Below are 21841 nucleotides of genomic sequence, written 5' to 3'. Positions count from 1 at the left end.
GCGGAAAATCCTTGTGGCCTCACGTAATCGCTACTCGGATAGGCAGACGGTTGCCGTTAAAAGCATCGCCCTGATTCCAATTGAAATAATTAGCAATGAAGCCGTCCGTCAAGGCGAACCTCGCCGCATTCCAACACGACGCCAGGCTCTATTTGACGCTCGGCATTGCCAACTGGTCGGTGTTTGTCGACCACATTCCGAACAATGTCGTCAATCTGCTGACGCTGCGCAACTTCGGCTTCAGCGGCGCCGCCGACCTGTTCGTGTTCGTGGTCGGCTATGGCGTTGCCATCATCCACGGCAGGATGGCGCTGGAGCGCGGCTATGTCGTCGCCGCAACACGCATCTTTCGTCGCGTCTGGCGGCTCTATGCCGCCTATGTGGTGCTGTTCGTGATCTACATCGACGCCATCGCTTACGTCGCCTCGCAATCGATGGCGCCGGAGATCATCAGCGAGTACAACATCTCGGGGATTCTCGAGCACCCGTTGCGCATCCTGGTCCAGGGATTGGTGCTCCAGGAGGAGCCGCTCAATCTCGACCTTCTGCAGCTGATGATTCCGCTGATGGCATTCTTTCCGCTTGCCTTGTGGGGCCTGCTGCGGCGTCCGAACGTGACGCTGGCGGCTTCTGTCGCGCTCTATCTGGCTGCACGCCGGTTTGGCTGGGCGTTTCACGCCTATCCTGACCTGGAATGGACATTCAACCCGCTGTGCTGGCAGATGCTGATGGTGCTGGGCGGCTGGTTCGCCGTCACCGGCGCGTCAGGACACAAGCTTCACGGGCTCTCGTGGCTTCGCGTGCTCGCCGGCGCCTATCTCGTGCTCGCGATGGCCATCACCTTGATGCGCCATTCGCCGACGCTCTCGACTTATTTGCCTGACATCGTGCTCAACACCATCTCGCCGACCGACAAGGAAAATCTGGCGCCCTATCGCGTGCTCCATTTCCTCGCGCTCGCCTTCCTTGCGACCTATCTCATCCCGTCTGACCATCCGGGGCTGCAATGGAAGTCGCTCCAGATGGTAATCAAATGCGGCGAGGAATGGCTTGCCATATTCTGCATCGGTGTCTTCCTGTCTTTCGCCGGCCATCTCATCCTGATCACCGGCGCCAATCTGGTCGTGATGCAGATCGGGGTGAGCCTGGCCGGTTTCGCCGTGATGACGGTGGTGGCCTATTATATTTCCTGGTCGAAGCGCCAGGACGAGCCGGCGGCCTTGCGGCAACGGGCCTGATTATCGTGCGATTTTGCTAGGCCAGGAACCTCCGCTGCGCTATGCGGAATGAGGTGGCCCTGTGGCAATGGCGGCCTCTGCGCAAGGAGAGACCGGCTTGGTCATGGCGAAACACACGAGCGATGCGGCCGAGGGTGCACCCCGGCGCGGCCGGCCGCGATCCATCGAGACCACCAACGCCATCCTCGAAAGCGCCTATGCGCTGATGGCTGCGACCGGCCTTGCCGCGACCACGATCGACGCAGTGGCACGCCACTCCAACGTCTCCAAGATGACCATCTACAAATGGTGGCCGTCGCGGGAGGCGCTGCTGATCGACGCCTTTCTCCATCACGCCGCCCAAATGCTGCCGCTGCCGCCGGCGAGCGCGGGCACGCCCGCCGTGCGCGCCCGCCGTCATGCCGTGGCCTATGCCGAAGCCCTGCAGGGCGAATTCGGCAAGGTGCAGCTTGCCGTGATCTCCGAATGCATCTCCAAGACCGGCTCGGCCGAGCTTTTTTATGCCCGCTATCTGCAATTCCGCCGCGACGCGCTGGTTGAGATGATCGCGGCCGGCCAGCGCGACGGCAGCATCCTGGCGCAAGCGCCGGCCGAAGATCTCTACGACGCCATCTATGGCAGCCTGTTCTACCGCTACGTCTTCGGCATCGCGCCGATCACGCCGGCCTATGCGCGGTCCCTGGTCGACCTGGTCTTGCGGCCGAAGGGCTAAAGCCGGCGCACAAGATACGGTCCAATCTCACAACTTCCCGGAGGAGCATCGTTCCCATCATGGTCAAGCGCATCCTGCCCTACGAAGGACTGCTCCACGAAGTGGTCGAGCATGCAGGCGTTCTCTACATCGGCGGAATCGTCCCCGAGGACACGAGCCAGGACATGTCGGGTCAGGCCAATGATGTGCTCGGCCAGTTGTCGCGTCTGCTCGACACTCTCGGATCCGACATGGCCAACGTCCTGCAGGTGACCATCTTCATGACTGATCTCAGCGAGAAGGCTGCATTCAACGCGGCCTGGAAAGCGCATTTTGCGGGAGCTCATTTGCCGGCGCGTGCCGCCGTCGGCGTGGCCGATCTCGGCCCTGACGTCAAGCTCGAGATGACCGCCATCGCGGCTCGCGTGGGCGCGGCCTGAAGCGCGGGCGACAAGCCTGCCTCGCGCCTACTTCGCCGGGCGCACCGGCGCGGAAATCTTGTCCGTGCGGTCGCGCTCGGTCATGTCGACGACCGTCTCCATCGGAGCCGTCAGCTCGTAGACATAAGAGACGTCGGTGAAGTAGCGCTTGGCGTTGCCGCCGAGCGCTTCGGGGGCGACGCGGTCAAGCAGGATCAGGCCGAAATCCGAATCCGGGCGACGCGTCGCCTCGCTGGTGTTGAACTCCTCCCAGCGGAAATGAAACACAGTCTCGGGCTCCTCACCCGTCACCGTCCAGTTCGCGGTGATGTGTGGATGCTTGCCGACCAGCGACAGGCCTTCATCCGAATGCGAGGCGAGCTCGAAGAACAGCAGCGACAGGCTTTGCGCGGCGCGCGCGCTGACGGCGATATCAGGGCCGCTGACGGCGATGCGGTCAGCGTGCGGAATCGCGCGCGCCTCGAACAGGCCCTTCAGCTTGACGCCCTGCCATTGGCTCTCGCTGAGCAGCGAGACCACGTTGGACATGGCGTGGATGCGGCCGATCAGGAGCTCGCGCGCAACGTCGATGTCGGAGCCATGGCGCAGCGTGCGCGTCACTATCGACTGGATCACCGCGAGGATGTTCTTCACGCGATGATTCAGCTCGTCGATGACGGCCGTCAGCCGCCGCTCGAAGCCGATCCGCACCTGGATCTCGCGGCTAAGCCTTAAGTTGTTATAGGCGACATAACCGAACAGGCCGCACACCATCGCGGTGATGGCAAAGCCGATCGCCGCCACGATGATCGCGGTCTGCTCGGCGCGCCGCGCCGAATTGGTCTTGGCGTAATAGCCGAGCTGCCAGTCGCGACCGCCGAAGCTGATGGTGCGTGTCGCCGACGGTGCCGGCCCGTCCGGTGAGGTCATGCGGGTCGAGACGACGCCCTGGTCGCTGGCAACGAGCTCGCTGCCCTCCTTGCGCGGATCCTTCAGCGCGACCGAGAACAACGACAGGTCGTCATTGGTCAGCATCAGCGAGGCCAGCTCGTAGGAAAACGTGATGAAGCCGGCCGGCTCGGTCGCGCCTTCGGGAATGACGGGGGCCGCGACGATGACGCCGATCGGTCCGTTCTCACGCAACAACGGTATCGGATCGGAGGCAACCGACCGTTTCTCGACCCTGGCCCGGGTCAGCATCGCACTGCGAACCGGATCGTCATCATAGCTGCGGCCTGGCAGCCTCATGGTCTCGTCGCTGCGTGGCTCGAGGTCCATCAGCACATCTATCGGCTGCGTTACGCTTGCCGGATCGATTGGCTTGTCGTTGAAATCACGGATCTGCGGCTTCGGGAAGCCGGCGGCGGCAAGGGCGGCCTGCGCCGCGGCGAGCTCGCTCGGGCGAAGCCGGGCAACCCAGCCGGCCACCACGAAGTCGGTCTTGAAGGCGTAGATCGCCGAGCGCAGCGGCTCCAGCATATTGGGCTTCAGCACCGATGGCGCCCGGAACAGGCCTGAGGCGACACGCGCCAGCAGCTCACGCTCGGTTGAGCGGTCCTGGACCAGGCTCGCATGAACGTCGATCGCGCGCGCCAGCGCGATCCGGTCCAGCGCCAGCTCCTGATCGTGGACACGATAGGCCGCAAGCCCCGAGAGCAAGGCTCCGAGCAGAGCGATGAAGCCGATGATGAAACCCAGCCGGACCACGCGACTACTCAGGCGAAGGAAGAAGGTCGGCAACAAACACGGAGCATATGAACGCCGCTCGAACGGCCCTGTGCCGAAACAGGGTGGACCCCAGTGGCAAGGATAATGACGGAGGAGGCATCTGTACGCAACTTGGGTCGCCCAAAAAGCTTAATCCGCCCGGCCGATCGTCCGACCATCTGCGGCTTTGCCCCGGGCACCGGAGGTAGATAATCGCCGTGTCCGAAATTTGTTCCGTTGGCTGCGTTTTGCCTTAGGCGTTAACGGCGGGAAAGGCCTGCGCCGCGTCGCCGCGGCCCGTTAGCCCGTCCGCTTCAATCCGCTCGTTTCAGACCACCTTTGGTCTCGATGAAGCTGACGATGCGATCGAGCCCGTCGCTCCTTTTGAGATTGGTCATGACAAAGGGGCGCTCGCCGCGCATGCGTTTGGCATCCGTGTTCATCTTCTCCAGGGACGCACCGACATGAGGCGCGAGGTCGATCTTGTTGATGACCAGGAGGTCGGAACGGGTGATGCCCGGGCCACCCTTGGAGGGGATCTTGTCGCCGGCTGCAACGTCGATCACGTAGATGGTGAGGTCGGCAAGCTCCGGGGAAAAGGTGGCAGCGAGATTGTCGCCGCCGGATTCGATCAGCACGAGATCGAGCCCGGGAAATTTCGCGCGCATGTCGGCGACCGCCGCAAGGTTCATCGAGGCGTCCTCACGGATCGCAGTGTGCGGACAGCCGCCGGTCTCGACGCCGGCGATGCGATCCGGCGTCAGCGAACCCGAGCGCACAAGGAATTCCGCATCCCATTTGGTGTAGATGTCATTTGTGATCGCTGCGATGTCGTAACGCTCGCGCATGGTCTTGCAGAGCAGGTCCATCAGCGCGGTCTTGCCCGATCCGACCGGGCCGCCGACGCCGACGCGCAAAGGACCGTGAGAAGTTGCCATTTAATTGCTCTCTCTTAAATGCCGTCCCGGCGGAGGCCGGGACGACGCTGTGGCAAGATCGTGCCTCATGACCGAAACAGCCGCGTATATTGCGTCTCGTGGCGCAGGCTGGCGAGATCGGCGCGAAAGGTTGCACTGCCGAGATCGTCCAGTGTCGCGCTCAGCGCCCGGCTCGCGGTCGCAGCGACGGCAGTTTCCAGCCTCACCAGCACGCGCTGGCTGTCGGTCTGGCCGAGCGGAATCAGCCGGCTCGCCGCGGAAATCCAGTTCGAGACCAGCGCATGCAGGAAGGCGTGCAGCGTCGCTGCCAGGGGCACGCCGTGCAGCGCGGCGACAACGCCGACCGCAACGGGATAGACCAGTGGCGTGCGGCATGCCGCGACCATGGCATCCAGGCCGTCCGCATCCCACGCCGTGCGCGAGATGTCGATGAAGGCGCGGCCTTGCGAGGTGGTTTCGAGCTGCCGCTCGCGCGACGGCACGAAGGCGGCGGCGAGCTCGGCGACGTCGCTCAGAGCAGCATCTTCGCCCGCCTCGGCGGCACGGTAAGCGTGAACGAGAAACGTCGCGTCACAAGCGCCGGAGCCGTCACTAAGCATGGCATCGAGCCAAGTGGCGAGCGACGAGACGTCTGTGATATCGCCGGCCTCAACTGCCCATTCGATGCCGCTGGAATAGGAGAAGCCGCCGACGGGAAACGCCGGCGACAGCCACGTCATCAGCCGGTACAGCGCCGCCGCCTCGCGTTCGGCGAGGTCGCCGGCACCGTCAGGCTCATTTGCGGTCATGAGCATGCTTGTGGCCGTGATGATGGTCGGGGTGGTCGCAATGTTCGTCATGGTGACGGTCGTGATCATGCCCATGGTCATGCGCGGCATGACCATGATGATCATGGCCGTGATCATGATCATGGTGACCGTGATCATGATGTGCATGATCGTGATGGCCGTGATCATCGTGGCCATGCGCATGGCCGGCATCGGCGTAGGCCCCACCCTCAGGATCGAACGGCGCCTCGATCTCGACCACCCTCGCGCCAAGCCCCTTCACCATGGCTTCGATGACGTGATCGCGGCGAATGCGCAAGGCTTTGGTCATGAGCTGCGTCGGCAGATGGCGGTTGCCGAGATGCCAGGCCACGCGGATGAGGTGGTGCGGATCGCGGCCGCGGATCTCGAGCAGCGGCTCGGGCGCTGCCACCACTTCGACGAGCCTTCCGTCCTCCAGCACCAGCGCATCCCCGCCGCGCAGCGCAACGGCGTTCTCCAGGTCGAGCAGGAATTCGAGGCCCCGGGTCCCCGTCATCGCCATGCGGCGGCGGTGCCGATCGTCGAAATCGAGCACGACCGTATCCGCCGGCGTTTCCGCGAAGCGGTGCTGTCCCTTAACCTGCGTCGCCCGGATCATTCGCTGTTACCTTGTCTCGACCTTCTCGGGCGTGATATATTCGATCTTCGGCGGCGCCGTGAAGCACTTTACAGCGACCCGGCCGAACGTCTTCATGTGCTCGGCGGCACGATGTGGCCCCAGCGCCTCCATGTTCTCCCACTGCTCGACGAACACCATCTTGGTGGGATCGGTCACGCTCTCGTGCAGATCGTAGGCGATATTGCCGGGCTCCTTCCGCGTCTCCTTGATGCAGGCGGTGGCGGCTGCGATGAACTCGGCGCGGGTTTCGGGCTTGATGGTCAAGGTGGCGACGACGTAGATCACGAGCAATCCTCCCGGCTTTTCTTCTCTGGTTAGATACCGGGCGAGACATTAGACCAGCCGGGATCGAACGCAAAACCGCAAAAAGCCGTCCCCGGAGGTGCCGGGGACATGCGTTGAGGCGCTATTTCAGTACATGAAATATCGTTGTGCCATCGGCAGCACCTCGGCGGGCGGACAGGTCAGCAACTCGCCGTCGGCGCGCACCTCGTAGGTCTCCGGATCGACCTCGATAGCGGGCGTGGCGTCGTTGTGGATCATGCTCTTCTTGGAGATCTTGCTGCGGGTGTTCTGGACCGCATAGAGCTTCTTCTCGATGCCGAGCTTGCGGGCGAGCCCGCCGGTGACGGCGGCTTTCGAAGTGAAGACCACCGAGGACGCGGTACGGGCCTTGCCGAACGCGCCGAACATCGGCTGATAGTGCACAGGCTGCGGCGTCGGGATCGAGGCGTTGGGATCACCCATCGGAGCTGCAACGATGGTGCCGCCCTTGACGATGCAATCAGGCTTGACGCCGAAGAAGGCCGGCGACCACAGCACGAGATCGGCGAGCTTGCCCTTCTCCACCGAGCCGATCAGCTTCGACACGCCATGCGCGATCGCGGGGTTGATGGTGTATTTGGCGATGTAGCGCTTGACCCGGAAATTGTCGTTGTCCTTGCCCTTGTCCTGCGGCAGCGATCCGCGCTGCTTCTTCATCTTGTCGGCGGTCTGCCAGGTGCGGATGATGACCTCACCGAGACGACCCATCGCCTGGGAGTCCGAGGACATCATGGAGAGCGCGCCCAGGTCGTGCAGAATGTCTTCGGCCGCGATGGTCTCCTTGCGGATGCGGCTTTCGGCGAACGCGAGATCCTCCGCAATCGAGGGATCGAGGTGGTGACACACCATCAGCATATCCAGATGCTCGTCGATGGTGTTGCGGGTGAAGGGCCGCGTCGGGTTGGTCGAGGACGGCAGCACGTTCTTGAGCCCTGCGACCTTGATGATGTCAGGCGCGTGGCCGCCGCCGGCACCTTCGGTGTGGAAGGCGTGAATGGTGCGGCCCTTGAAGGCCTTGATGGTGTCCTCGACGAAGCCTGACTCGTTCAGCGTGTCGGAATGCAGCATGACCTGGACGTCGTAATCGTCGGCGACGGACAAGCAGTTGTCGATCGCGGCCGGCGTCGTGCCCCAATCCTCGTGCAGTTTTAGTGCGCAGGCGCCGGCCTTGACCATCTCGACCAGAGCAGCGGGCCGCGAGGCGTTGCCCTTGCCTGATATGCCGAGATTGACCGGAAAGGCGTCGAACGACTGGATCATCCGCGCGATGTGCCAGGGGCCGGGTGTGCAGGTCGTGGCGAAGGTGCCGTGCGACGGACCGGTACCACCGCCGAGCATCGAGGTGACGCCACTCATCAGCGCGTGCTCGATCTGCTGCGGGCAGATGAAATGGATGTGGCTGTCGAAGCCGCCTGCGGTGAGGATCTTTCCTTCGCCCGCGATCACGTCCGTGCCCGGGCCGATGATGATGGTGACGCCCGGCTGGATGTCGGGATTGCCGGCCTTGCCGATCGCCGAGATCATCCCGTCCTTGATGGCGACGTCGGCTTTCACGATGCCCCAGTGATCGACGATCAGCGCATTGGTGATGACAGTATCGGCCGCGCCCTGCTTGTTCGTCACCTGCGATTGGCCCATGCCGTCACGGATCACCTTGCCGCCGCCGAACTTCACCTCCTCGCCATAGGTCGTGAAATCCTTCTCGACCTCGATGATGAGATCGGTGTCGGCCAGCCGCACCTTGTCGCCGGTGGTCGGGCCGAACATGTCGGCGTAGACGGAACGCTTCATCTTGACGGACATCACAAGCCCCGTTTGCGTTTGAATTCTTGGTCAGTGCTCACAGCGAAGCCCTCGCCTTTCGCACCATGTCGTCGAATGTCGTGTCGAGCCAGACGCTACCGCAACGGCAACCGGCGACGACCTGCTCGGCCCAGCCGGTGTAATCGGCGAGGTCATCGCGTTCGTCGGAGCTGGGATCGGAATGAATACGCGCCCCGATATTGCTGATCTTGTCGGCGATCTTGATCAGCTTTGCGCCGGGAGATTTGTGCGGAGCGTCCTCGATCTGCTTCCGCCGCCGCTCCGGCTTCGGCAGGCTCATGTCGTCAGTGCATTCGACGACCAGCGAAGCGACACGCTCGGAGAATTTTTGCGCCAGCTCCTCGCGCGTGGTGTGGGTGTCCTCGATCGTATCGTGCAGCCAACCGGCCGCAACCAGTTCAGCATCGGCGCCATCGGTCGCCGTTGCCAGCAGGTTGGCGACCTCCGCGAGATGATTGATGTAGGGCTCGTTCCCCCGCCCCTTGCGCGACATGCCGTTGTGCCGGCGCGCGGCCAGTTCAGCAGCTTCGGAGACGAGGCGGACCGGGGGAATCACGACAACACTCCTGGTCAGTGCAGCGCCGGCAGCAAGCCGCGGGTCTTGAAAACCTCGTCGAGCTTCACCCGTGCGAGCCGATAGCCGGCCTTGCGGCGTCGCTCGATACCGCCTGTGGAAAAATCGCGAAAGGCGCCGGAGTCCTCGACCTCCTCCGACAGGCCGGCCGCCTTGACCAGATCGGAATCGGCGAGATCGATGTTGGTGATCGCACCCAGCGTCTTGAAGCGCTGCGCCTGCGTTACCCGCCTGTCGAGGTCCGGCGTTCGCGCCGCTTCAGGAACGGCTGCGGAAAGGGCCTCGATGGTCTGAAGGAGCTCGTTGATGACAGCGGCATTGGCGCCGTCCTGGCGAAGCCGATTGCCATAGCGCAGCTCGCTCAGACGGTCGTTCACCTCGATCATGTTCTTCGGCGCAGCCCGCCTGCCTCGGAAGAGGTTCATCACCACGAGAATGCGATCGACATCTGTCGACCCCGAAAACGCCTCGATCGCGTCGCCGAGCGGCGTATTGTCGACGATACCGCCATCCCAGAACGTCTTGCCGTCGATCGGGGTCGCCGGAAATCCAGGTGGAAGGCTGCCACTGGCCAGGATGTGTCGCGGGCCGATCTGCTTCTGTGGATCATTGCGGAAGCGCATCAGCTCGCCGGAGACCATATCGACCGCGGTCACGACGAAGGCGGTCGGGCTGGAATTCAGCGCCGCAAAATCCACGTGCTCCTTCAGCGTCTCGAGCATGGGCGAGGTATCGTAGAAATTCGTCCAGCTGAGGACATCCCAGTAATCGTAGCGCGTCTTGTAGAAGCCGTGCACGCCGAACAGGGCGAAATCGTGCTCCGCGATGCCCCACCAATAGTTGCGCGGCTCCAGTGCAAGCCCGGACCAAAGGTCCTGCAAACGCCGCCTGGCGTCGGCCCGGTCGGCGGCGCCTACGACACAGGCGGCGTTGATCGCGCCGATGGACACACCGGTGACGGCTGCCAGCGTGATCGTCCGGCCCGTACGATCGATGTCGTCCATCAATTCCAGCAGCGCCTCGATCGCACCGAACTCATAGGCGCCGAGCGCGCCGCCGCCCTGGAGCACGAGTCCGATCTCGACCTTGTCCTTGGCGAGCGCATCCATGGCGGACCTTCCTGTAGTTTCCCTGCCTGTAGTTTCCCCGGCTATAGTTTTCCCATCACGTCGCCGCGAAAACCGTAGATCGTCTTCTTGCCCGCCAGCGCCACGAGCTGGACCTCGCGGGTCTGGCCGGGCTCGAAGCGGACGGCGGTGCCGGCGGCGATGTCGAGGCGCATGCCGCGGGACTTCTTGCGGTCGAATTTCAGCGCCGGGTTGGTCTCGAAGAAATGATAGTGCGAGCCGACCTGGATCGGGCGGTCGCCGGTATTGGCGACCGTCAGTGTCACGGTCTTGCGGCCGGCATTGAGCTCAATCTCGCCGTCCTGGATGAAGAGTTCGCCGGGGATCATGTCGCTCTCCTATCGGATCGGTTCGTGCACGGTGACGAGCTTGGTGCCGTCGGGGAACGTCGCCTCGACCTGAATGTCGTGGATCATCTCGGGGATACCAGGCATCACCTGGTCTCGGGTGAGCACCTGCGCGCCCGACTGCATCAGCTCGGCGACGGTGCGGCCGTCGCGCGCGCCCTCGAGGATGAAATCGGAGATGATCGCGATCGCCTCGGGATGGTTGAGCTTGACGCCGCGATCCAGCCTGCGGCGCGCCACGATGGCGGCCATCGAGATCAGAAGCTTGTCCTTTTCGCGGGGAGACAGGTTCATGCGAAATCTCTTCGGTTCAACACTTCAATTCAGCCGGCCGTCAATTCAGCCAGAGTCGCGGCAGGGCCGCACCGGTGCGCGCCAGCACGGCCATCATGTCGGCACGCAAACGCGCCGCATCTTGGGCACAGAACCGCGCCATTGCAAAGCCATTCCAGGCTGAAATCCCGACCTCGCCGGCGAAAGAGTCCGACACTTCGCGGAGGCGCTCGACCAATGCCTCGTCGCCCGGCACGATCAGCGCCGTGCCGATCGCGGCAGCGCCCTTCGCGACCGCCGGTCGCGCGAGCTTCGCACCGATATCACCGTCGAGCCTGACGGTCTCGGCGAAGACCAGCCTGGCGCCACGGGAGAGCCGCCAGCGGTCGACAAATTCGCCCTGCTCCATGCGCTCGCCCATGGCGGTGCGGCCGAATACGACAATTTCACAAAGCAGCAGCGAGGCGGCCTCGTCGAGCGCGATGTCGAAGCGGCGGTGGACCCGCGCGCGGTCGAACAGGATCGTCTCCTGCGGCAGCCAGCCGAGATGCGCACCGGCGCCAACCTTCAGGGAAATGTTGAGCTGCGCTGCCGCCCCCGGCGCGCGGTAGACCTTTTCCGCGGCCGCCGTCGTCAGCGTCAAACGCGAGCTATCTGCGGCCGAGATCTCGATGTCGAACTGGTCACCGCCGGCGACGCCGCCGGCCGTATTGACGAACACGCCGGACAGGCCATCATCCTCCGGCGAGGGAAAGCGCACCCGGAGCGAGCCGGATTCATGCAAGGCGCCCCGCCGCGTCACGCCGTCACGGGCGTGCACGTCGAAGCGCACGGCACCGCGGGCGCGATTGGCTTCGAACACCGAAGATGTCGCCAAAGATGTGACCAAGGCGTCGCTGCGCATCCGTCTCCCCCAGCCGGCCGCGGCAGGATTTCTCTAGCCTACAATGCCCCGGCCTACAGCGCCATCTGACGGCTGATCTCGCTTGGGTCGAGATTGGAGCGGTCGCAGGTGAACTTCACCGCACCACGATCCATCACCGCAAAGCTGTCGCCGAGTTCGCAGGCAAAGTCGAGATATTGTTCGACCAGCACGATGGCGATGTTGCCGAGGTTGCGCAAGTAAGAGATCGCCCTGCCGATGTCCTTGATGATCGAGGGCTGGATGCCCTCGGTCGGCTCGTCGAGCAGCAGCAATTTTGGCCGCATCACCAGCGCGCGGCCGATCGCGAGCTGCTGCTGCTGGCCGCCGGAGAGGTCGCCGCCGCGCCGGCCGAGCATGGATTGCAGCACCGGAAACAGCGAGAACACATCGTCGGGAATGTTCTTGTCCTGGCGCTTGAGCGGGCCAAAGCCGGTCTTGAGGTTCTCCTCGACCGTCAGCAGCGGAAAGATCTCGCGGCCCTGGGGCACGAAGCCGATGCCCTTGCGCGCCCGCTCATAGGGCTTGAGGCCGCTAATGTCGCCGCCGTCGAACAGGATCGAGCCCGAGGAGATCGGATATTGCCCGACCATGGCGCGCAGCAGCGAGGTCTTGCCGACGCCGTTGCGTCCGAGCACGCAGGTCACCTTGCCAGGCTCGGCGGCGATCGAGACGCCGCGCAGCGCTTGCGCCGCGCCGTAGAACAGGTTGATGTCCTTGACCTCAAGCATCGCTCAGCGTCCCAGGTAGACTTCGATGACCCGGTCGTTGGACGAGACCTGGTCGATGGTTCCTTCGGCGAGCACGGTGCCTTCGTGCAGACAGGTGACCTTGACCCCGAGCTCGCGCACGAATGTCATGTCGTGCTCGACCACCATGACGGTGTGGGTCTTGTTGATCTCCTTCAGCAGCTCGGCAGTGAGGTGGGTCTCGACGTCGGTCATGCCGGCGACGGGCTCGTCGACGAGGAGCAGTTTCGGATCCTGCGCGAGCAGCATGCCGATCTCGAGCCACTGCTTCTGTCCGTGGCTGAGGCTGCCGGCGAGGCGGTTGCGGGCGTCGGTGAGGCGGATCGTCTCCAGCACCTTGTCGATGCGCTCCGACTCGGCCCTGCTGCCGCGCCAGAACAGCGTGCCCTTGACGCTGTGATCGACGTTGAGCGCCAGCAGCAGATTGTCCTGCACGGTCTGGCTCTCGAACACCGTCGGCTTCTGGAATTTGCGGCCGATGCCGAGCTCGGCGATGCGCGTCTCGTCGAGCCGCGTCAAATCGGTGACGCCGTCGAACAGCACGGTGCCCTCGTCCGGCTTGGTCTTGCCGGTGATGATGTCCATCATGGTGGTCTTGCCGGCGCCGTTCGGGCCGATGATGGCGCGCATCTCGCCGGGCGCAAGCGTCAGCGACAGATTGTTGATGGCGTGGAAACCATCGAACGAGACGTGCACGCCGTCGAGATAGAGCATCGCGGAGGTCGCGCGGGTATCCATGACGTTCATGACCGCTACTCCGCCATGTTCGGTTCGGTGATGCCGTCTTCGGCCGCCGCGCTCGCACTCGTCGCAGCCGGACGCCTCTCTCTCGTCGACTCGCGCCAGGCGCTGAAGGTGCCGACGATGCCCTTGGGCAGCAGCAACGTCACCAGGATGAACAGCGCACCCAGCATGAACAGCCAGTACGGGGCCAGCACACCCGAGGTGAAGAAGGTCTTGGCGTAGTTGACGACGATGGCACCGAGCGCGGCGCCGACCAGCGTGCCGCGGCCACCGACCGCGACCCAGATCACCGCCTCGATCGAATTGCCCGGCGCGAATTCGGATGGGTTGATGATGCCGACCTGCGGCACATAGAGCGCGCCGGCAACGCCGGCCATGCAGGCCGACAGCGTGAACACGAACAGCTTGTAGGATTCGACGCGGTAGCCGAGGAAGCGGCTGCGCGATTCGGCGTCGCGGATCGCGATCAGCACCTTGCCGAGCTTGGAGGACACGACCGAGCGGCAGATCAGGAAGCTGAAGATCAGCGCCAGACAGCTCAGCGCGAACAGCGCGGCACGGGTGCCCTCGGCCTGGACGTTGAAGCCCAGGATGTCCTTGAAGTCGGTCAGGCCGTTATTGCCGCCGAAGCCGAAATCATTGCGGAAGAAGGCGAGCAGCAGCGCATAGGTCATCGCCTGCGTGATGATCGACAGATAGACGCCGGTGACGCGGGAGCGGAAGGCGAGCCAGCCGAAGCAAAAGGCGAGCAGGCCCGGCACGACCAGCACCATCAACGCCGCGAACCAGAACATGTCGAAGCCGTACCAGTACCAGGGCAGCTTCTGCCAGTTCAGGAACACCATGAAGTCGGGCAGGATGGGATTGCCGTAGACGCCGCGGGTGCCGATCTGCCGCATCAGGTACATGCCCATCGCGTAGCCGCCGAGCGCGAAGAAGGCGCCGTGGCCGAGCGAGAGGATGCCGCAATAGCCCCAGATCAGGTCGATGGAGAGCGCCAGGATGGCGTAGCAGACATATTTGCCCCAGAGCGCGACCAGATAGGTCGGCACCTGCAGGAACGAGCCCGTCGGCAGCAGCAGGTTGGAGAGCGGGATGAGGATGCCGCAGGCGGCGACGACCATCAGGAAGATCGCCGCGCCGCGGTCCAGCGATCGCGTCAGCATGTGAGGGGTCATGCTTCCACCGCACGGCCCTTGAGCGCGAACAGGCCGCGCGGCCGCTTTTGAATGAACAGGATGATCAGGACCAGGATCGCGATCTTGCCGAGCACGGCGCCGGCGACCGGCTCCAGGAACTTGTTGGCGATGCCGAGCGTGAAGGCGCCGACCAGCGTGCCCCAGAGATTGCCGACGCCGCCGAACACCACGACCATGAAACTGTCGATGATGTAGCTCTGGCCGAGATTGGGGCTGACATTGTCGATCTGCGACAGCGCCACGCCGGCGATGCCGGCAATGCCTGACCCCAGCCCGAAGGTCAGCGCGTCGACGCGCGAGGTGGCAATGCCCATCGAGGCCGCCATGCGCCGGTTTTGCGTCACGGCGCGCATCTCGAGGCCCAGCGCCGTGTAGCGCAGCATGGCGAGCAGGATCACGAACACCGCCAGCGTGAAGCAGAGGATCCAGAGCCGGTTATAGGTGATGGTGATCTGGCCGAGCTCGAACGCACCGCTCATCCAGGAGGGGTTGCCGACCTCGCGGTTGGTCGGGCCGAACATGGTGCGCACCGCCTGCTGCAGCACCAGCGACAGGCCCCAGGTCGCGAGCAGCGTCTCCAGCGGCCGACCATACAGAAAGCGGATGATGCTGCGCTCGATCAGCACGCCGATGGCGCCGGCAACAAGGAAGGCGAGCGGCACCGCGATCAGCAGCGAATAGTCGAACAGAGTGGGATAACGGGTGCGGATCACCTCCTGCACCACGAAGGTGGTGTAGGCCCCTAACATCACCATCTCGCCATGGGCCATGTTGATGACGCCCATCACGCCGAAGGTGATGGCAAGCCCGATCGCGGCGAGCAGCAACACCGAGCCGAGCGAAAGGCCGTACCAGGCATTCTGCACCGTGGACCAGACCGCAAGCGTATTCTGGATCGAGCCGATCGCGCTCGTCGCGGCCTTCGCGACGGAGGCCGGCTGGTCGGTGCCGATGTCGGAGAGCAGCGCCAGCGCGTCCTGATCGCCGCGCGCCTTGATGGTGGCGACGGCCTCGAGCTTCTGGACTTCGGTGGCGTCGGACTTGAACAGCAGGATCGCCGCACGTGCCTCGCCGAGCGCGGTCTTGGCCGATTTATTGCTCTCCTTCGCGAGCGCGCTTTCGACCGCCTCGAGCGCGGTCTCTTCGTGCGACTTGAAGACGGATTGAGCGGCCTGGAGCCGCGCGCCGAGATCGGGCGACTGCAGCGTCAGGCTGCCGAGCGCAGCATCGACGCTGCGGCGCAGGCGGTTGTTGAGACGGACGGCGTTGGCGCTGTCAGGCACGCTGGCGACGGGCTCACCGGTCGCGGCGTCGATCGACTTGCCGTCGGTGCCGGTGACGTAAACTTTCTTGGTGTCAGGATCGGCCATGAGGCGGCCGTCCTGCAGTGCGCTGATGATCGGAAAGGCGAGCTTGTTGCCGCTGCTTGCGACCGCGCCGATTGCTTCGTCCGTATCCGAATAATCGTCGTTGGCGAATTTGGCGACCGCATCCTCGAACGGACCGGCAAAGGCCGGCAGTGCGAACGCGATCAGGAACAGCGACAGGACAAAGCTGCAAAAACGAGCGGACAATTTGGTTGGCACTGTGGATCACCCCGGCAGAAGTGGGGAGAAGACGGCGGAATAGCCGTCTTCTCCCGTCGTGCAGTCGAACGTCAGGCCCGGATCAGGAGCCGGAGCCGAGGCACTTGTTGGTCTTGGTGTTGAAGTTGCCGCACTTCTTGCCGACCCAGTCGCCGATCAGGTCCTTGGAGCCCTCGAGCTCCTTCGACCAGGCGTCACCGGCCACCAGACCCGGGGTCTTCCAGACCACGTCGAACTGGCCGTTGCCCTTGATCTCGCCGATGAACACCGGCTTGGTGATGTGGTGGTTCGGCAGCATCTTCGAGGTGCCACCGGTCAGGTTCGGCGCCTCGATGCCGGGAAGCGCATCGATCACCTTGTCCGGATCGGTCGACTTCACCTTCTCGACGGCCTTGATCCACATGTTGAAGCCGATCACGTGGGCTTCCATCGGATCGTTGGTCGTGCGCTTCGGGTTCTTGGTGTAGGCCTGCCAGTCCTTGATGAACTTCTCGTTCGCCGGGGTCTTGATCGACTGGAAGTAGTTCCAGGCGGCGAGATGGCCGACCAGCGGCTTGGTGTCGATGCCGGCGAGCTCTTCCTCACCCACCGAGAACGCGACCACCGGAATGTCCTTCGCCTTGATGCCCTGGTTGCCGAGCTCCTTGTAGAAGGGGACGTTGGCGTCGCCGTTGATGGTGGAGACCACCGCCGTCTTCTTGCCGGCCGAGCCGAACTTCTTGATGTCGGCCACGATCGTCTGCCAGTCGGAGTGACCGAACGGCGTGTAGTTGATCATGATGTCTTCCTGGGCGACACCCTTCGACTTCAGATAGGCTTCCAGGATCTTGTTGGTGGTGCGCGGATAGACGTAGTCGGTGCCCGCGAGCACCCAGCGCTTCACCTTCTCGTCCTTCATCAGGTAGTCGACGGCAGGGATCGCCTGCTGGTTCGGCGCAGCACCGGTGTAGAACACGTTGCGCTCGGACTCCTCACCCTCGTACTGCACGGGGTAGAACAGGATGTTGTTGAGCTCCTTGAACACCGGCAGCACCGACTTGCGCGACACCGAGGTCCAGCAGCCGAATACGACCGAGACCTTGTCCTTGGTGATCAGCTCGCGCGCCTTTTCGGCGAACAGCGGCCAGTTCGAGGCGGGGTCGACGACGACGGCCTCGAGCTTCTTGCCGAGCACGCCGCCCTTCTTGTTCTGCTCGTCGATCAGGAAGAGAATGGTGTCCTTCAGCGTGGTTTCGCTGATGGCCATGGTGCCGGAGAGGGAGTGCAGGACGCCGACCTTGATGGTGTCGTCCGCGGCCTTCGCGCCGGAAATGGACGCCAAACCGAGCAACAGTCCGGTGGTCGCGGCGAGCACGCCGCGGCGGCTAAATGACGCCGCTATATCGTGAATGGATTTGGTAGGCATGGATGTATCATCTCCCTGACGCAGACGTGAAAACGCTGCGAAACGGCCCCACGGCCGCCTGCGATTAACGGAATCGCAAGAACCATGCCATGGGCTGGGCACCTGCCAAGTGATTGGTTAATCTAGACAATTCTGCTGCCATCAAACTTCAGCCGCAGTCTGGCGGCTCAAAATTTAGGCAGTTAAATTGTATGCGCATGCGGCAGCCAGGTCATTTTTTGAGCAAAATAGGCACATTGGCTAAAAATCCGGCATAACTATTTTTGCACTGCCATCGCTACCGGTCGACGGCCCGCCTTGAAAGCGCCCCGTCAATGTTCCATATGAGGATGGAGATCGCGAATCGAGCGATCGTTGCGAGCCGCGTGTTCTTAAGCCCCCACGGGCCTCTGGCTTGCCCCATATCTCCCAAGCCATCCGACACCCCAAACACGCAGGTGTCTTCTCGACACCCTTATGCACGCGCCCCGCTGATTGCGTCGGGCGCCGGCATTTGACATGGAAAGAACCCATCTTTTGACTTCGTTTCAGGACTTCGGCCTCGCCGAACCCATCGCACGTGCTCTCGCCGAAGAGAATTACGTCACCCCGACCCCCATCCAGGCCCAAACCATTCCACTGGCGCTGACCGGCCGCGACGTCGTCGGGATCGCCCAAACCGGCACCGGCAAGACCGCGTCCTTCGCGCTGCCGATCCTGCATCGCCTGCTCGAGAACCGGATCAAGCCACAGCCCAAGACGGCCCGCGTGCTGGTGCTCTCGCCGACCCGCGAACTGTCCGGGCAGATCCTCGACAGCTTTAACGCTTATGGCCGGCACATTCGCCTGTCCTCGACGCTCGCCATCGGCGGCGTGCCGATGGGTCGCCAGGTCCGCGCCCTGATGCAGGGCGTCGACGTGCTGGTTGCCACCCCCGGCCGCCTGCTCGACCTCGTGCAGAGCAACGGGCTGAAGCTTGGCAGCGTCGAGTTCCTCGTGCTCGACGAGGCTGATCGCATGCTCGACATGGGCTTCATCAACGACATCCGCAAAATCGTCGCGAAACTCCCGATCAAGCGACAGACGCTGTTCTTCTCCGCCACCATGCCGAAGGACATTGCCGAGCTCGCCGATTCCATGCTGCGTGATCCGGCGCGCGTCGCGGTGACCCCGGTCTCCTCGACCGCCGAGCGCATCAACCAGCGCATCATCCAGGTGGATTTCTCGGCCAAGGCCACCTTCCTGACCAAGCTGCTGAAGGACGAGCCGATTAACCGAGCGCTGGTTTTCACCCGCACCAAGCACGGCGCCGACAAGGTCGTGAAGACGCTGGAGCGGGCCGGCATCCCCGCCAGCGCGATCCACGGTAACAAATCGCAGAACCATCGCGAGCGCACGCTCGCGCAGTTCCGCTCCGGCGAAATCCGCACCCTGGTCGCCACCGATATCGCCGCCCGTGGCATCGACGTCGACGGCATCAGCCACGTCATCAACTACGACCTGCCGAACGTGCCGGAGACTTATGTGCACCGGATCGGCCGGACCGCGCGCGCCGGCGCCGACGGCACCGCGATCTCGCTGGTCGCCGGCGGCGAGGAACTCAGCTATCTCCGCGACATCGAGCGGCTGATCAAGGTGGCGCTGCCGCGCGAGGACCTCCGCACGGATGCCGGCCGCCGCGATGCCGGCGCTCCCCCGCCCCAGCAACAACGGCAGGGCCGGCCGGGCGGCCGCCCGGGCCAGCGCCCGCAAAGCGCACGGCATGGCGACGGACGGCGTAGCGACGACAGGCATGCCGACGGACGCCATCACAGCTCCGGCAAGCCGAGCGACGGGCGGCCCGGTGAGGGCCGTCATGGCGAGGCGCGGCATGTGGACGGAAGGTCCGGAAACGGCTCGAAGGGCTCTCGCCGCCGCCGCTCCGGTGGTAAGATGCATTCGCCAAACGAACGCCCGGAACAGCGTTCCGCGCATAGCGCAGGAGCGCCTGATGGGATACAAGGCGTGGCCTTTTTGCGCCGTGAGAGTCGGCCGAACGGCCACCCGAACCGCAAACCCCATTCGCACTAGCCGTCCACGACCTGGAGAAATTCATGGCTAAGGAAGAGCTGATCCAGTTCGAAGGACTGGTCACCGAAATCCTCCCCGACGCGCGGTACCGCGTCCAGCTCGACGCCGGGCACGAGATCGTCGCCTACACCGCCGGCAAGATGAAGAAGAACCGCATCAAGACGCTGGCGGGAGACCGCGTGACGGTGGAAATGTCGCCCTACGACCTCGAAAAGGGCCGGCTGATTTTCCGTCACAAGGACGAACGGCCCGCGACCGCCGGTGGACCGCCGCGCGGTGGCCCCCAGCGCGGCGGCCAGTTCCGCCGCCGCTGATCGGCCCTCGCCCCGCCTGGGCGCGGAATTAAAATGCTGACCTGTATGCTGATCCGCCGCGGGCATCACGGCGGATCAAAAAATCGTGCGCGCCAGGATTGTTTTGAGGCCTTAATTCCAATAAAATGAATTAATCGATTTTCGGCCGGACGACATTAGCATCCACCGGTACAGCCGGTTCAGACACGCTGACGACCCTTCCAAAAATTCGATCTAACCTGCCTGCGCGAGCGGGCTCTACCATTGTGTATCTGAGAAGGGACTACCCCCGTGAGCATGGGAACCGTGAAGTGGTTTAACGCGACCAAGGGCTATGGCTTCATCCAGCCCGACGACGGCGGCAAGGACGTGTTCGTTCACATCAGCGCCGTCGAGCGCGCCGGCCTCGGCTCGCTGCGCGAAGGCCAGAAGGTCTCCTACGAGATCGTCGCCGATCGCCGGTCCGGCAAGTCGGCTGCCGACAATCTCCGCGACGCAGGCTGAGATCGAAAGCGCGCGCCTTTGCGGGGCGCGCACCTGGATCGGCCTGAACGCACCCAACGACGGAAAAGGCCGTGCGGAATGCACGGCCTTTTTTCATGTCCGAAGAGCAGATGGGCTCAATATGTCGTGCAGCTGGTGGCCGGGCTGTAATAGACGCAGCTCGACAGGCGCGGGCGGGTGTAGGCCACGTCGCTCAGCGTGATCAAATTCTTGAGCACGTAGCCGACCGAAGGCGTGTAGATGTAGCTGACCTCGCTGAAGATCAGATAGGTGTTGGCGACAGCGAGCGTCGTGGGAATCGAGACAGTGGATCTCTGCGCCCGCGGGGCCGTCCCCTTGCTCCACTGCACATGCGCCGTCTGCGTCGAATCCACGTAAAGTTCGGTGATCGTCGCCGACACGGGCGTCGCGTCATAAGGCGTCATGATTGCGGTCGAGGCCGCGAAGAAATTGGTCATGTCGGTATCGGCGACAGTGGTCGACTGCGAAGTGAGGTCCGCCAGTGTCCGCGCCATCAGCGTCACTTTGCGATCGATCGCAATGGCTGACGAGAATTCGACGGTGCCGAACATCATCACCAGCATCAGCGGAACGATCACCGCGAATTCGGTCGCGGCAAGACCTCTGCCGTCGGCAAGGAATTCGCACGCCGAAAAACCGGCCGCCCGCCATAATCTTGCAATCGCCTGCATCGCCGTGCCCGATCCGTTGTCCTAAAGCGCGATGAGATTGGGTTGAATCGTCATCGCGCTTCAGCTCTTTGTTTGAGCATGATCTCCGCGCAAACGCGTTCCGCTGATGTCGCGAGGGAAAACCGCTTCACACTTTTCCGGATCATGCTTTAGTAGGGCTCGTTCTTGAACGCGGCAGTTGCCACCAGCAGCCGCTTGTTCGTGCTGCCGCAGCCGATGTTGTAGCCGAGCCCGGTCACGAACAGCGGCCACTGATAGAACAGCCGGACCACCACGATGTCGCCGGCATTGCCGGCGTTGTAGTTCATGTTGGTGTCGAAATTGCACGCCCCATCGAGATGCGTCGGCAGCGTTATCGCCGAGAAGGACGAGTAGCTCGTGACGTCGACATACAGGCTGTTGCAGTTGAACAGCGCCGGAATCTGGCTACAGACGTAAGTCTTGAAAGTCGCCTGCGTGCAAGGCGAAGCGACGCCGTTCACCGCGCAGGCCGCCACCGACCCCGACTGCGCCTGACCGGTCAGCACCACGCGGGCGGAATTCTGCGTGATGGTCTCGAGCACCTGGCCTGAGAAGAACACCAGCGCCGTCTCGACGATGGCAAACAGCAGCGCGAAGAAGATCGGCGCAACCAGCGCGAACTCGACCGCCGCCGATCCACCGCGATGACCGCGAAACCGTCGCAGCGCAGACCGGAACCTCAATCTCGAAGCTACAGGCGATGGCATCGCGTTGAATTCCCCGGCGGCAGCGATCATGTGCCTCGATCAATATCGGAAACTGATTGTCCAAATGTTTCCGACACTCG

The 21841-nt window shown here is 63.5% G+C and carries 24 protein-coding genes; 6 read left to right on the top strand and 18 right to left on the bottom strand.

The genetic code is table 11. The features are described 5' to 3' along the window. Nucleotides 1–95 precede the first annotated feature (95 nt). The 3 genes from ACNJX9_RS05450 (at nt 96) to ACNJX9_RS05440 (ending at nt 2369) form a co-directional block, all read left to right on the top strand. A complete protein-coding gene (locus ACNJX9_RS05450) occupies nt 96–1238 on the top strand; it encodes an OpgC domain-containing protein (protein WP_439408064.1) in 1143 nt (380 codons plus the stop codon). 103 nt (nt 1239–1341) lie between these two features. Further along, a complete protein-coding gene (locus ACNJX9_RS05445) occupies nt 1342–1950 on the top strand; it encodes a TetR/AcrR family transcriptional regulator (RefSeq protein ID WP_220002120.1) in 609 nt (202 codons plus the stop codon). Between the two features lie 59 nt (nt 1951–2009). Further along, nucleotides 2010–2369, top strand: coding sequence for a RidA family protein (locus tag ACNJX9_RS05440; protein ID WP_057759407.1), 360 nt, complete (start codon nt 2010–2012; stop codon nt 2367–2369). 27 nt (nt 2370–2396) lie between these two features. Here the strand turns inward: ACNJX9_RS05440 and ACNJX9_RS05435 are convergent, their stop codons facing one another. From ACNJX9_RS05435 to urtA, 16 genes are all read right to left on the bottom strand, one after another. Continuing rightward, complete coding sequence (locus ACNJX9_RS05435; RefSeq protein WP_057759409.1) at nt 2397–4055, bottom strand: CHASE domain-containing protein; 1659 nt, start codon at nt 4053–4055, stop codon at nt 2397–2399. A 314-nt stretch (nt 4056–4369) separates the two neighbouring features. Next, on the bottom strand, nt 4370–4993 hold the full coding sequence (ureG, locus tag ACNJX9_RS05430; RefSeq protein WP_057759412.1) for an urease accessory protein UreG: 624 nt from the start codon (nt 4991–4993) through the stop codon (nt 4370–4372). A gap of 65 nt (nt 4994–5058) precedes the next feature. Beyond that, complete coding sequence (locus tag ACNJX9_RS05425) at nt 5059–5787, bottom strand: urease accessory protein UreF (protein ID WP_439410014.1); 729 nt, start codon at nt 5785–5787, stop codon at nt 5059–5061. Further along, a complete protein-coding gene (locus ACNJX9_RS05420) occupies nt 5768–6400 on the bottom strand; it encodes an urease accessory protein UreE (protein ID WP_439408063.1) in 633 nt (210 codons plus the stop codon). The genes ACNJX9_RS05425 and ACNJX9_RS05420 overlap by 20 nt, the downstream gene beginning before the upstream one ends. A 6-nt stretch (nt 6401–6406) precedes the next feature. Next, nucleotides 6407–6706: a putative quinol monooxygenase gene (locus ACNJX9_RS05415; protein WP_057759418.1), complete on the bottom strand. Its 300-nt coding sequence runs from the start codon at nt 6704–6706 to the stop codon at nt 6407–6409. A 126-nt stretch (nt 6707–6832) separates the two neighbouring features. Next, nucleotides 6833–8548: an urease subunit alpha gene (gene ureC, locus ACNJX9_RS05410; RefSeq protein WP_439408061.1), complete on the bottom strand. Its 1716-nt coding sequence runs from the start codon at nt 8546–8548 to the stop codon at nt 6833–6835. A gap of 37 nt (nt 8549–8585) precedes the next feature. Next, a complete protein-coding gene (locus tag ACNJX9_RS05405) occupies nt 8586–9125 on the bottom strand; it encodes an HD domain-containing protein (RefSeq protein ID WP_439408060.1) in 540 nt (179 codons plus the stop codon). A gap of 14 nt (nt 9126–9139) precedes the next feature. Continuing rightward, nucleotides 9140–10252 (bottom strand): patatin-like phospholipase family protein, encoded by a 1113-nt coding sequence (locus tag ACNJX9_RS05400; protein WP_439408059.1) that lies wholly within the window; start codon nt 10250–10252, stop codon nt 9140–9142. Nucleotides 10253–10293: 41 nt separating this feature from the next. After that, entirely contained in the window at nt 10294–10599 is a 306-nt protein-coding gene (locus ACNJX9_RS05395; protein WP_220002126.1) for an urease subunit beta, read from the bottom strand. A 9-nt stretch (nt 10600–10608) separates the two neighbouring features. After that, entirely contained in the window at nt 10609–10911 is a 303-nt protein-coding gene (locus ACNJX9_RS05390; protein ID WP_007605424.1) for an urease subunit gamma, read from the bottom strand. Nucleotides 10912–10951: 40 nt separating this feature from the next. Next, a complete protein-coding gene (locus ACNJX9_RS05385) occupies nt 10952–11794 on the bottom strand; it encodes an urease accessory protein UreD (RefSeq protein WP_439408058.1) in 843 nt (280 codons plus the stop codon). Nucleotides 11795–11847: 53 nt separating this feature from the next. Continuing rightward, nucleotides 11848–12543, bottom strand: a complete 696-nt coding sequence (gene urtE / locus ACNJX9_RS05380) for an urea ABC transporter ATP-binding subunit UrtE (RefSeq protein ID WP_057759430.1) — start codon at nt 12541–12543, stop codon at nt 11848–11850. A 3-nt stretch (nt 12544–12546) separates the two neighbouring features. After that, nucleotides 12547–13308 carry an urea ABC transporter ATP-binding protein UrtD gene (urtD, locus tag ACNJX9_RS05375; RefSeq protein ID WP_057759432.1) on the bottom strand — a complete coding sequence of 254 codons (762 nt, stop codon included), beginning with the start codon at nt 13306–13308 and terminating at the stop codon, nt 12547–12549. Between the two features lie 5 nt (nt 13309–13313). Beyond that, the gene (gene urtC / locus ACNJX9_RS05370; protein ID WP_057759434.1) at nt 13314–14483 is read right to left on the bottom strand and encodes an urea ABC transporter permease subunit UrtC; all 1170 of its coding nucleotides are present in this window, start codon (nt 14481–14483) and stop codon (nt 13314–13316) included. Next, the gene (gene urtB, locus ACNJX9_RS05365) at nt 14480–16090 is read right to left on the bottom strand and encodes an urea ABC transporter permease subunit UrtB (protein WP_057759436.1); all 1611 of its coding nucleotides are present in this window, start codon (nt 16088–16090) and stop codon (nt 14480–14482) included. Before urtB ends, urtC begins: the two co-directional genes overlap by 4 nt. Before the next feature lie 82 nt (nt 16091–16172). Beyond that, nucleotides 16173–17495: an urea ABC transporter substrate-binding protein gene (gene urtA / locus ACNJX9_RS05360; protein ID WP_057759438.1), complete on the bottom strand. Its 1323-nt coding sequence runs from the start codon at nt 17493–17495 to the stop codon at nt 16173–16175. 498 nt (nt 17496–17993) lie between these two features. Between urtA and ACNJX9_RS05355 the strand changes: the two genes are divergently transcribed. The 3 genes from ACNJX9_RS05355 to ACNJX9_RS05345 all read left to right on the top strand — a co-directional run bounded on the left by ACNJX9_RS05355 (nt 17994) and on the right by ACNJX9_RS05345 (nt 20341). Next, the gene (locus ACNJX9_RS05355) at nt 17994–19544 is read left to right on the top strand and encodes a DEAD/DEAH box helicase (protein WP_271603766.1); all 1551 of its coding nucleotides are present in this window, start codon (nt 17994–17996) and stop codon (nt 19542–19544) included. A 23-nt stretch (nt 19545–19567) separates the two neighbouring features. Beyond that, entirely contained in the window at nt 19568–19858 is a 291-nt protein-coding gene (gene infA, locus ACNJX9_RS05350) for a translation initiation factor IF-1 (protein WP_008546913.1), read from the top strand. A gap of 270 nt (nt 19859–20128) precedes the next feature. Continuing rightward, nucleotides 20129–20341, top strand: a complete 213-nt coding sequence (locus tag ACNJX9_RS05345; protein ID WP_057759442.1) for a cold-shock protein — start codon at nt 20129–20131, stop codon at nt 20339–20341. Between the two features lie 116 nt (nt 20342–20457). Here the strand turns inward: ACNJX9_RS05345 and ACNJX9_RS05340 are convergent, their stop codons facing one another. Continuing rightward, on the bottom strand, nt 20458–21033 hold the full coding sequence (locus ACNJX9_RS05340; RefSeq protein WP_439408057.1) for a TadE/TadG family type IV pilus assembly protein: 576 nt from the start codon (nt 21031–21033) through the stop codon (nt 20458–20460). Between the two features lie 149 nt (nt 21034–21182). After that, a complete protein-coding gene (locus ACNJX9_RS05335) occupies nt 21183–21761 on the bottom strand; it encodes a TadE/TadG family type IV pilus assembly protein (protein ID WP_439408055.1) in 579 nt (192 codons plus the stop codon). Nucleotides 21762–21841: the final 80 nt, after the last annotated feature.

The sequence above is a fragment of the Bradyrhizobium sp. BLXBL-03 genome (assembly GCF_051853015.1).
Lineage (GTDB): Bacteria > Pseudomonadota > Alphaproteobacteria > Rhizobiales > Xanthobacteraceae > Bradyrhizobium > Bradyrhizobium manausense.
Note: the sequence above shows the minus strand (reverse complement) of the source record. Positions and strands in the feature narration are given on the sequence as shown.

Excerpts from the sequence above, each read along its gene's own strand:
- ACNJX9_RS05450 (WP_439408064.1), top strand. The coding sequence starts at position 96 with ATGAAGCCGTCCGTCAAGGCGAACCTCGCCGCATTCCAACACGACGCC.
- ureG (WP_057759412.1), bottom strand. The coding sequence starts at position 4,993 with ATGGCAACTTCTCACGGTCCTTTGCGCGTCGGCGTCGGCGGCCCGGTC.
- urtA (WP_057759438.1), bottom strand. The coding sequence starts at position 17,495 with ATGCCTACCAAATCCATTCACGATATAGCGGCGTCATTTAGCCGCCGC.
- ACNJX9_RS05425 (WP_439410014.1), bottom strand. The coding sequence starts at position 5,787 with ATGCTCATGACCGCAAATGAGCCTGACGGTGCCGGCGACCTCGCCGAA.
- ACNJX9_RS05355 (WP_271603766.1), top strand. The coding sequence starts at position 17,994 with ATGGAAAGAACCCATCTTTTGACTTCGTTTCAGGACTTCGGCCTCGCC.
- ACNJX9_RS05390 (WP_007605424.1), bottom strand. The coding sequence starts at position 10,911 with ATGAACCTGTCTCCCCGCGAAAAGGACAAGCTTCTGATCTCGATGGCC.
- ureC (WP_439408061.1), bottom strand. The coding sequence starts at position 8,548 with ATGTCCGTCAAGATGAAGCGTTCCGTCTACGCCGACATGTTCGGCCCG.
- ACNJX9_RS05445 (WP_220002120.1), top strand. The coding sequence starts at position 1,342 with ATGGCGAAACACACGAGCGATGCGGCCGAGGGTGCACCCCGGCGCGGC.
- ACNJX9_RS05420 (WP_439408063.1), bottom strand. The coding sequence starts at position 6,400 with ATGATCCGGGCGACGCAGGTTAAGGGACAGCACCGCTTCGCGGAAACG.
- urtD (WP_057759432.1), bottom strand. The coding sequence starts at position 13,308 with ATGAACGTCATGGATACCCGCGCGACCTCCGCGATGCTCTATCTCGAC.
- urtE (WP_057759430.1), bottom strand. The coding sequence starts at position 12,543 with ATGCTTGAGGTCAAGGACATCAACCTGTTCTACGGCGCGGCGCAAGCG.
- urtC (WP_057759434.1), bottom strand. The coding sequence starts at position 14,483 with ATGACCCCTCACATGCTGACGCGATCGCTGGACCGCGGCGCGGCGATC.
- ACNJX9_RS05340 (WP_439408057.1), bottom strand. The coding sequence starts at position 21,033 with ATGCAGGCGATTGCAAGATTATGGCGGGCGGCCGGTTTTTCGGCGTGC.
- ACNJX9_RS05395 (WP_220002126.1), bottom strand. The coding sequence starts at position 10,599 with ATGATCCCCGGCGAACTCTTCATCCAGGACGGCGAGATTGAGCTCAAT.
- ACNJX9_RS05335 (WP_439408055.1), bottom strand. The coding sequence starts at position 21,761 with ATGCCATCGCCTGTAGCTTCGAGATTGAGGTTCCGGTCTGCGCTGCGA.
- infA (WP_008546913.1), top strand. The coding sequence starts at position 19,568 with ATGGCTAAGGAAGAGCTGATCCAGTTCGAAGGACTGGTCACCGAAATC.
- ACNJX9_RS05385 (WP_439408058.1), bottom strand. The coding sequence starts at position 11,794 with ATGCGCAGCGACGCCTTGGTCACATCTTTGGCGACATCTTCGGTGTTC.
- ACNJX9_RS05400 (WP_439408059.1), bottom strand. The coding sequence starts at position 10,252 with ATGGATGCGCTCGCCAAGGACAAGGTCGAGATCGGACTCGTGCTCCAG.
- ACNJX9_RS05440 (WP_057759407.1), top strand. The coding sequence starts at position 2,010 with ATGGTCAAGCGCATCCTGCCCTACGAAGGACTGCTCCACGAAGTGGTC.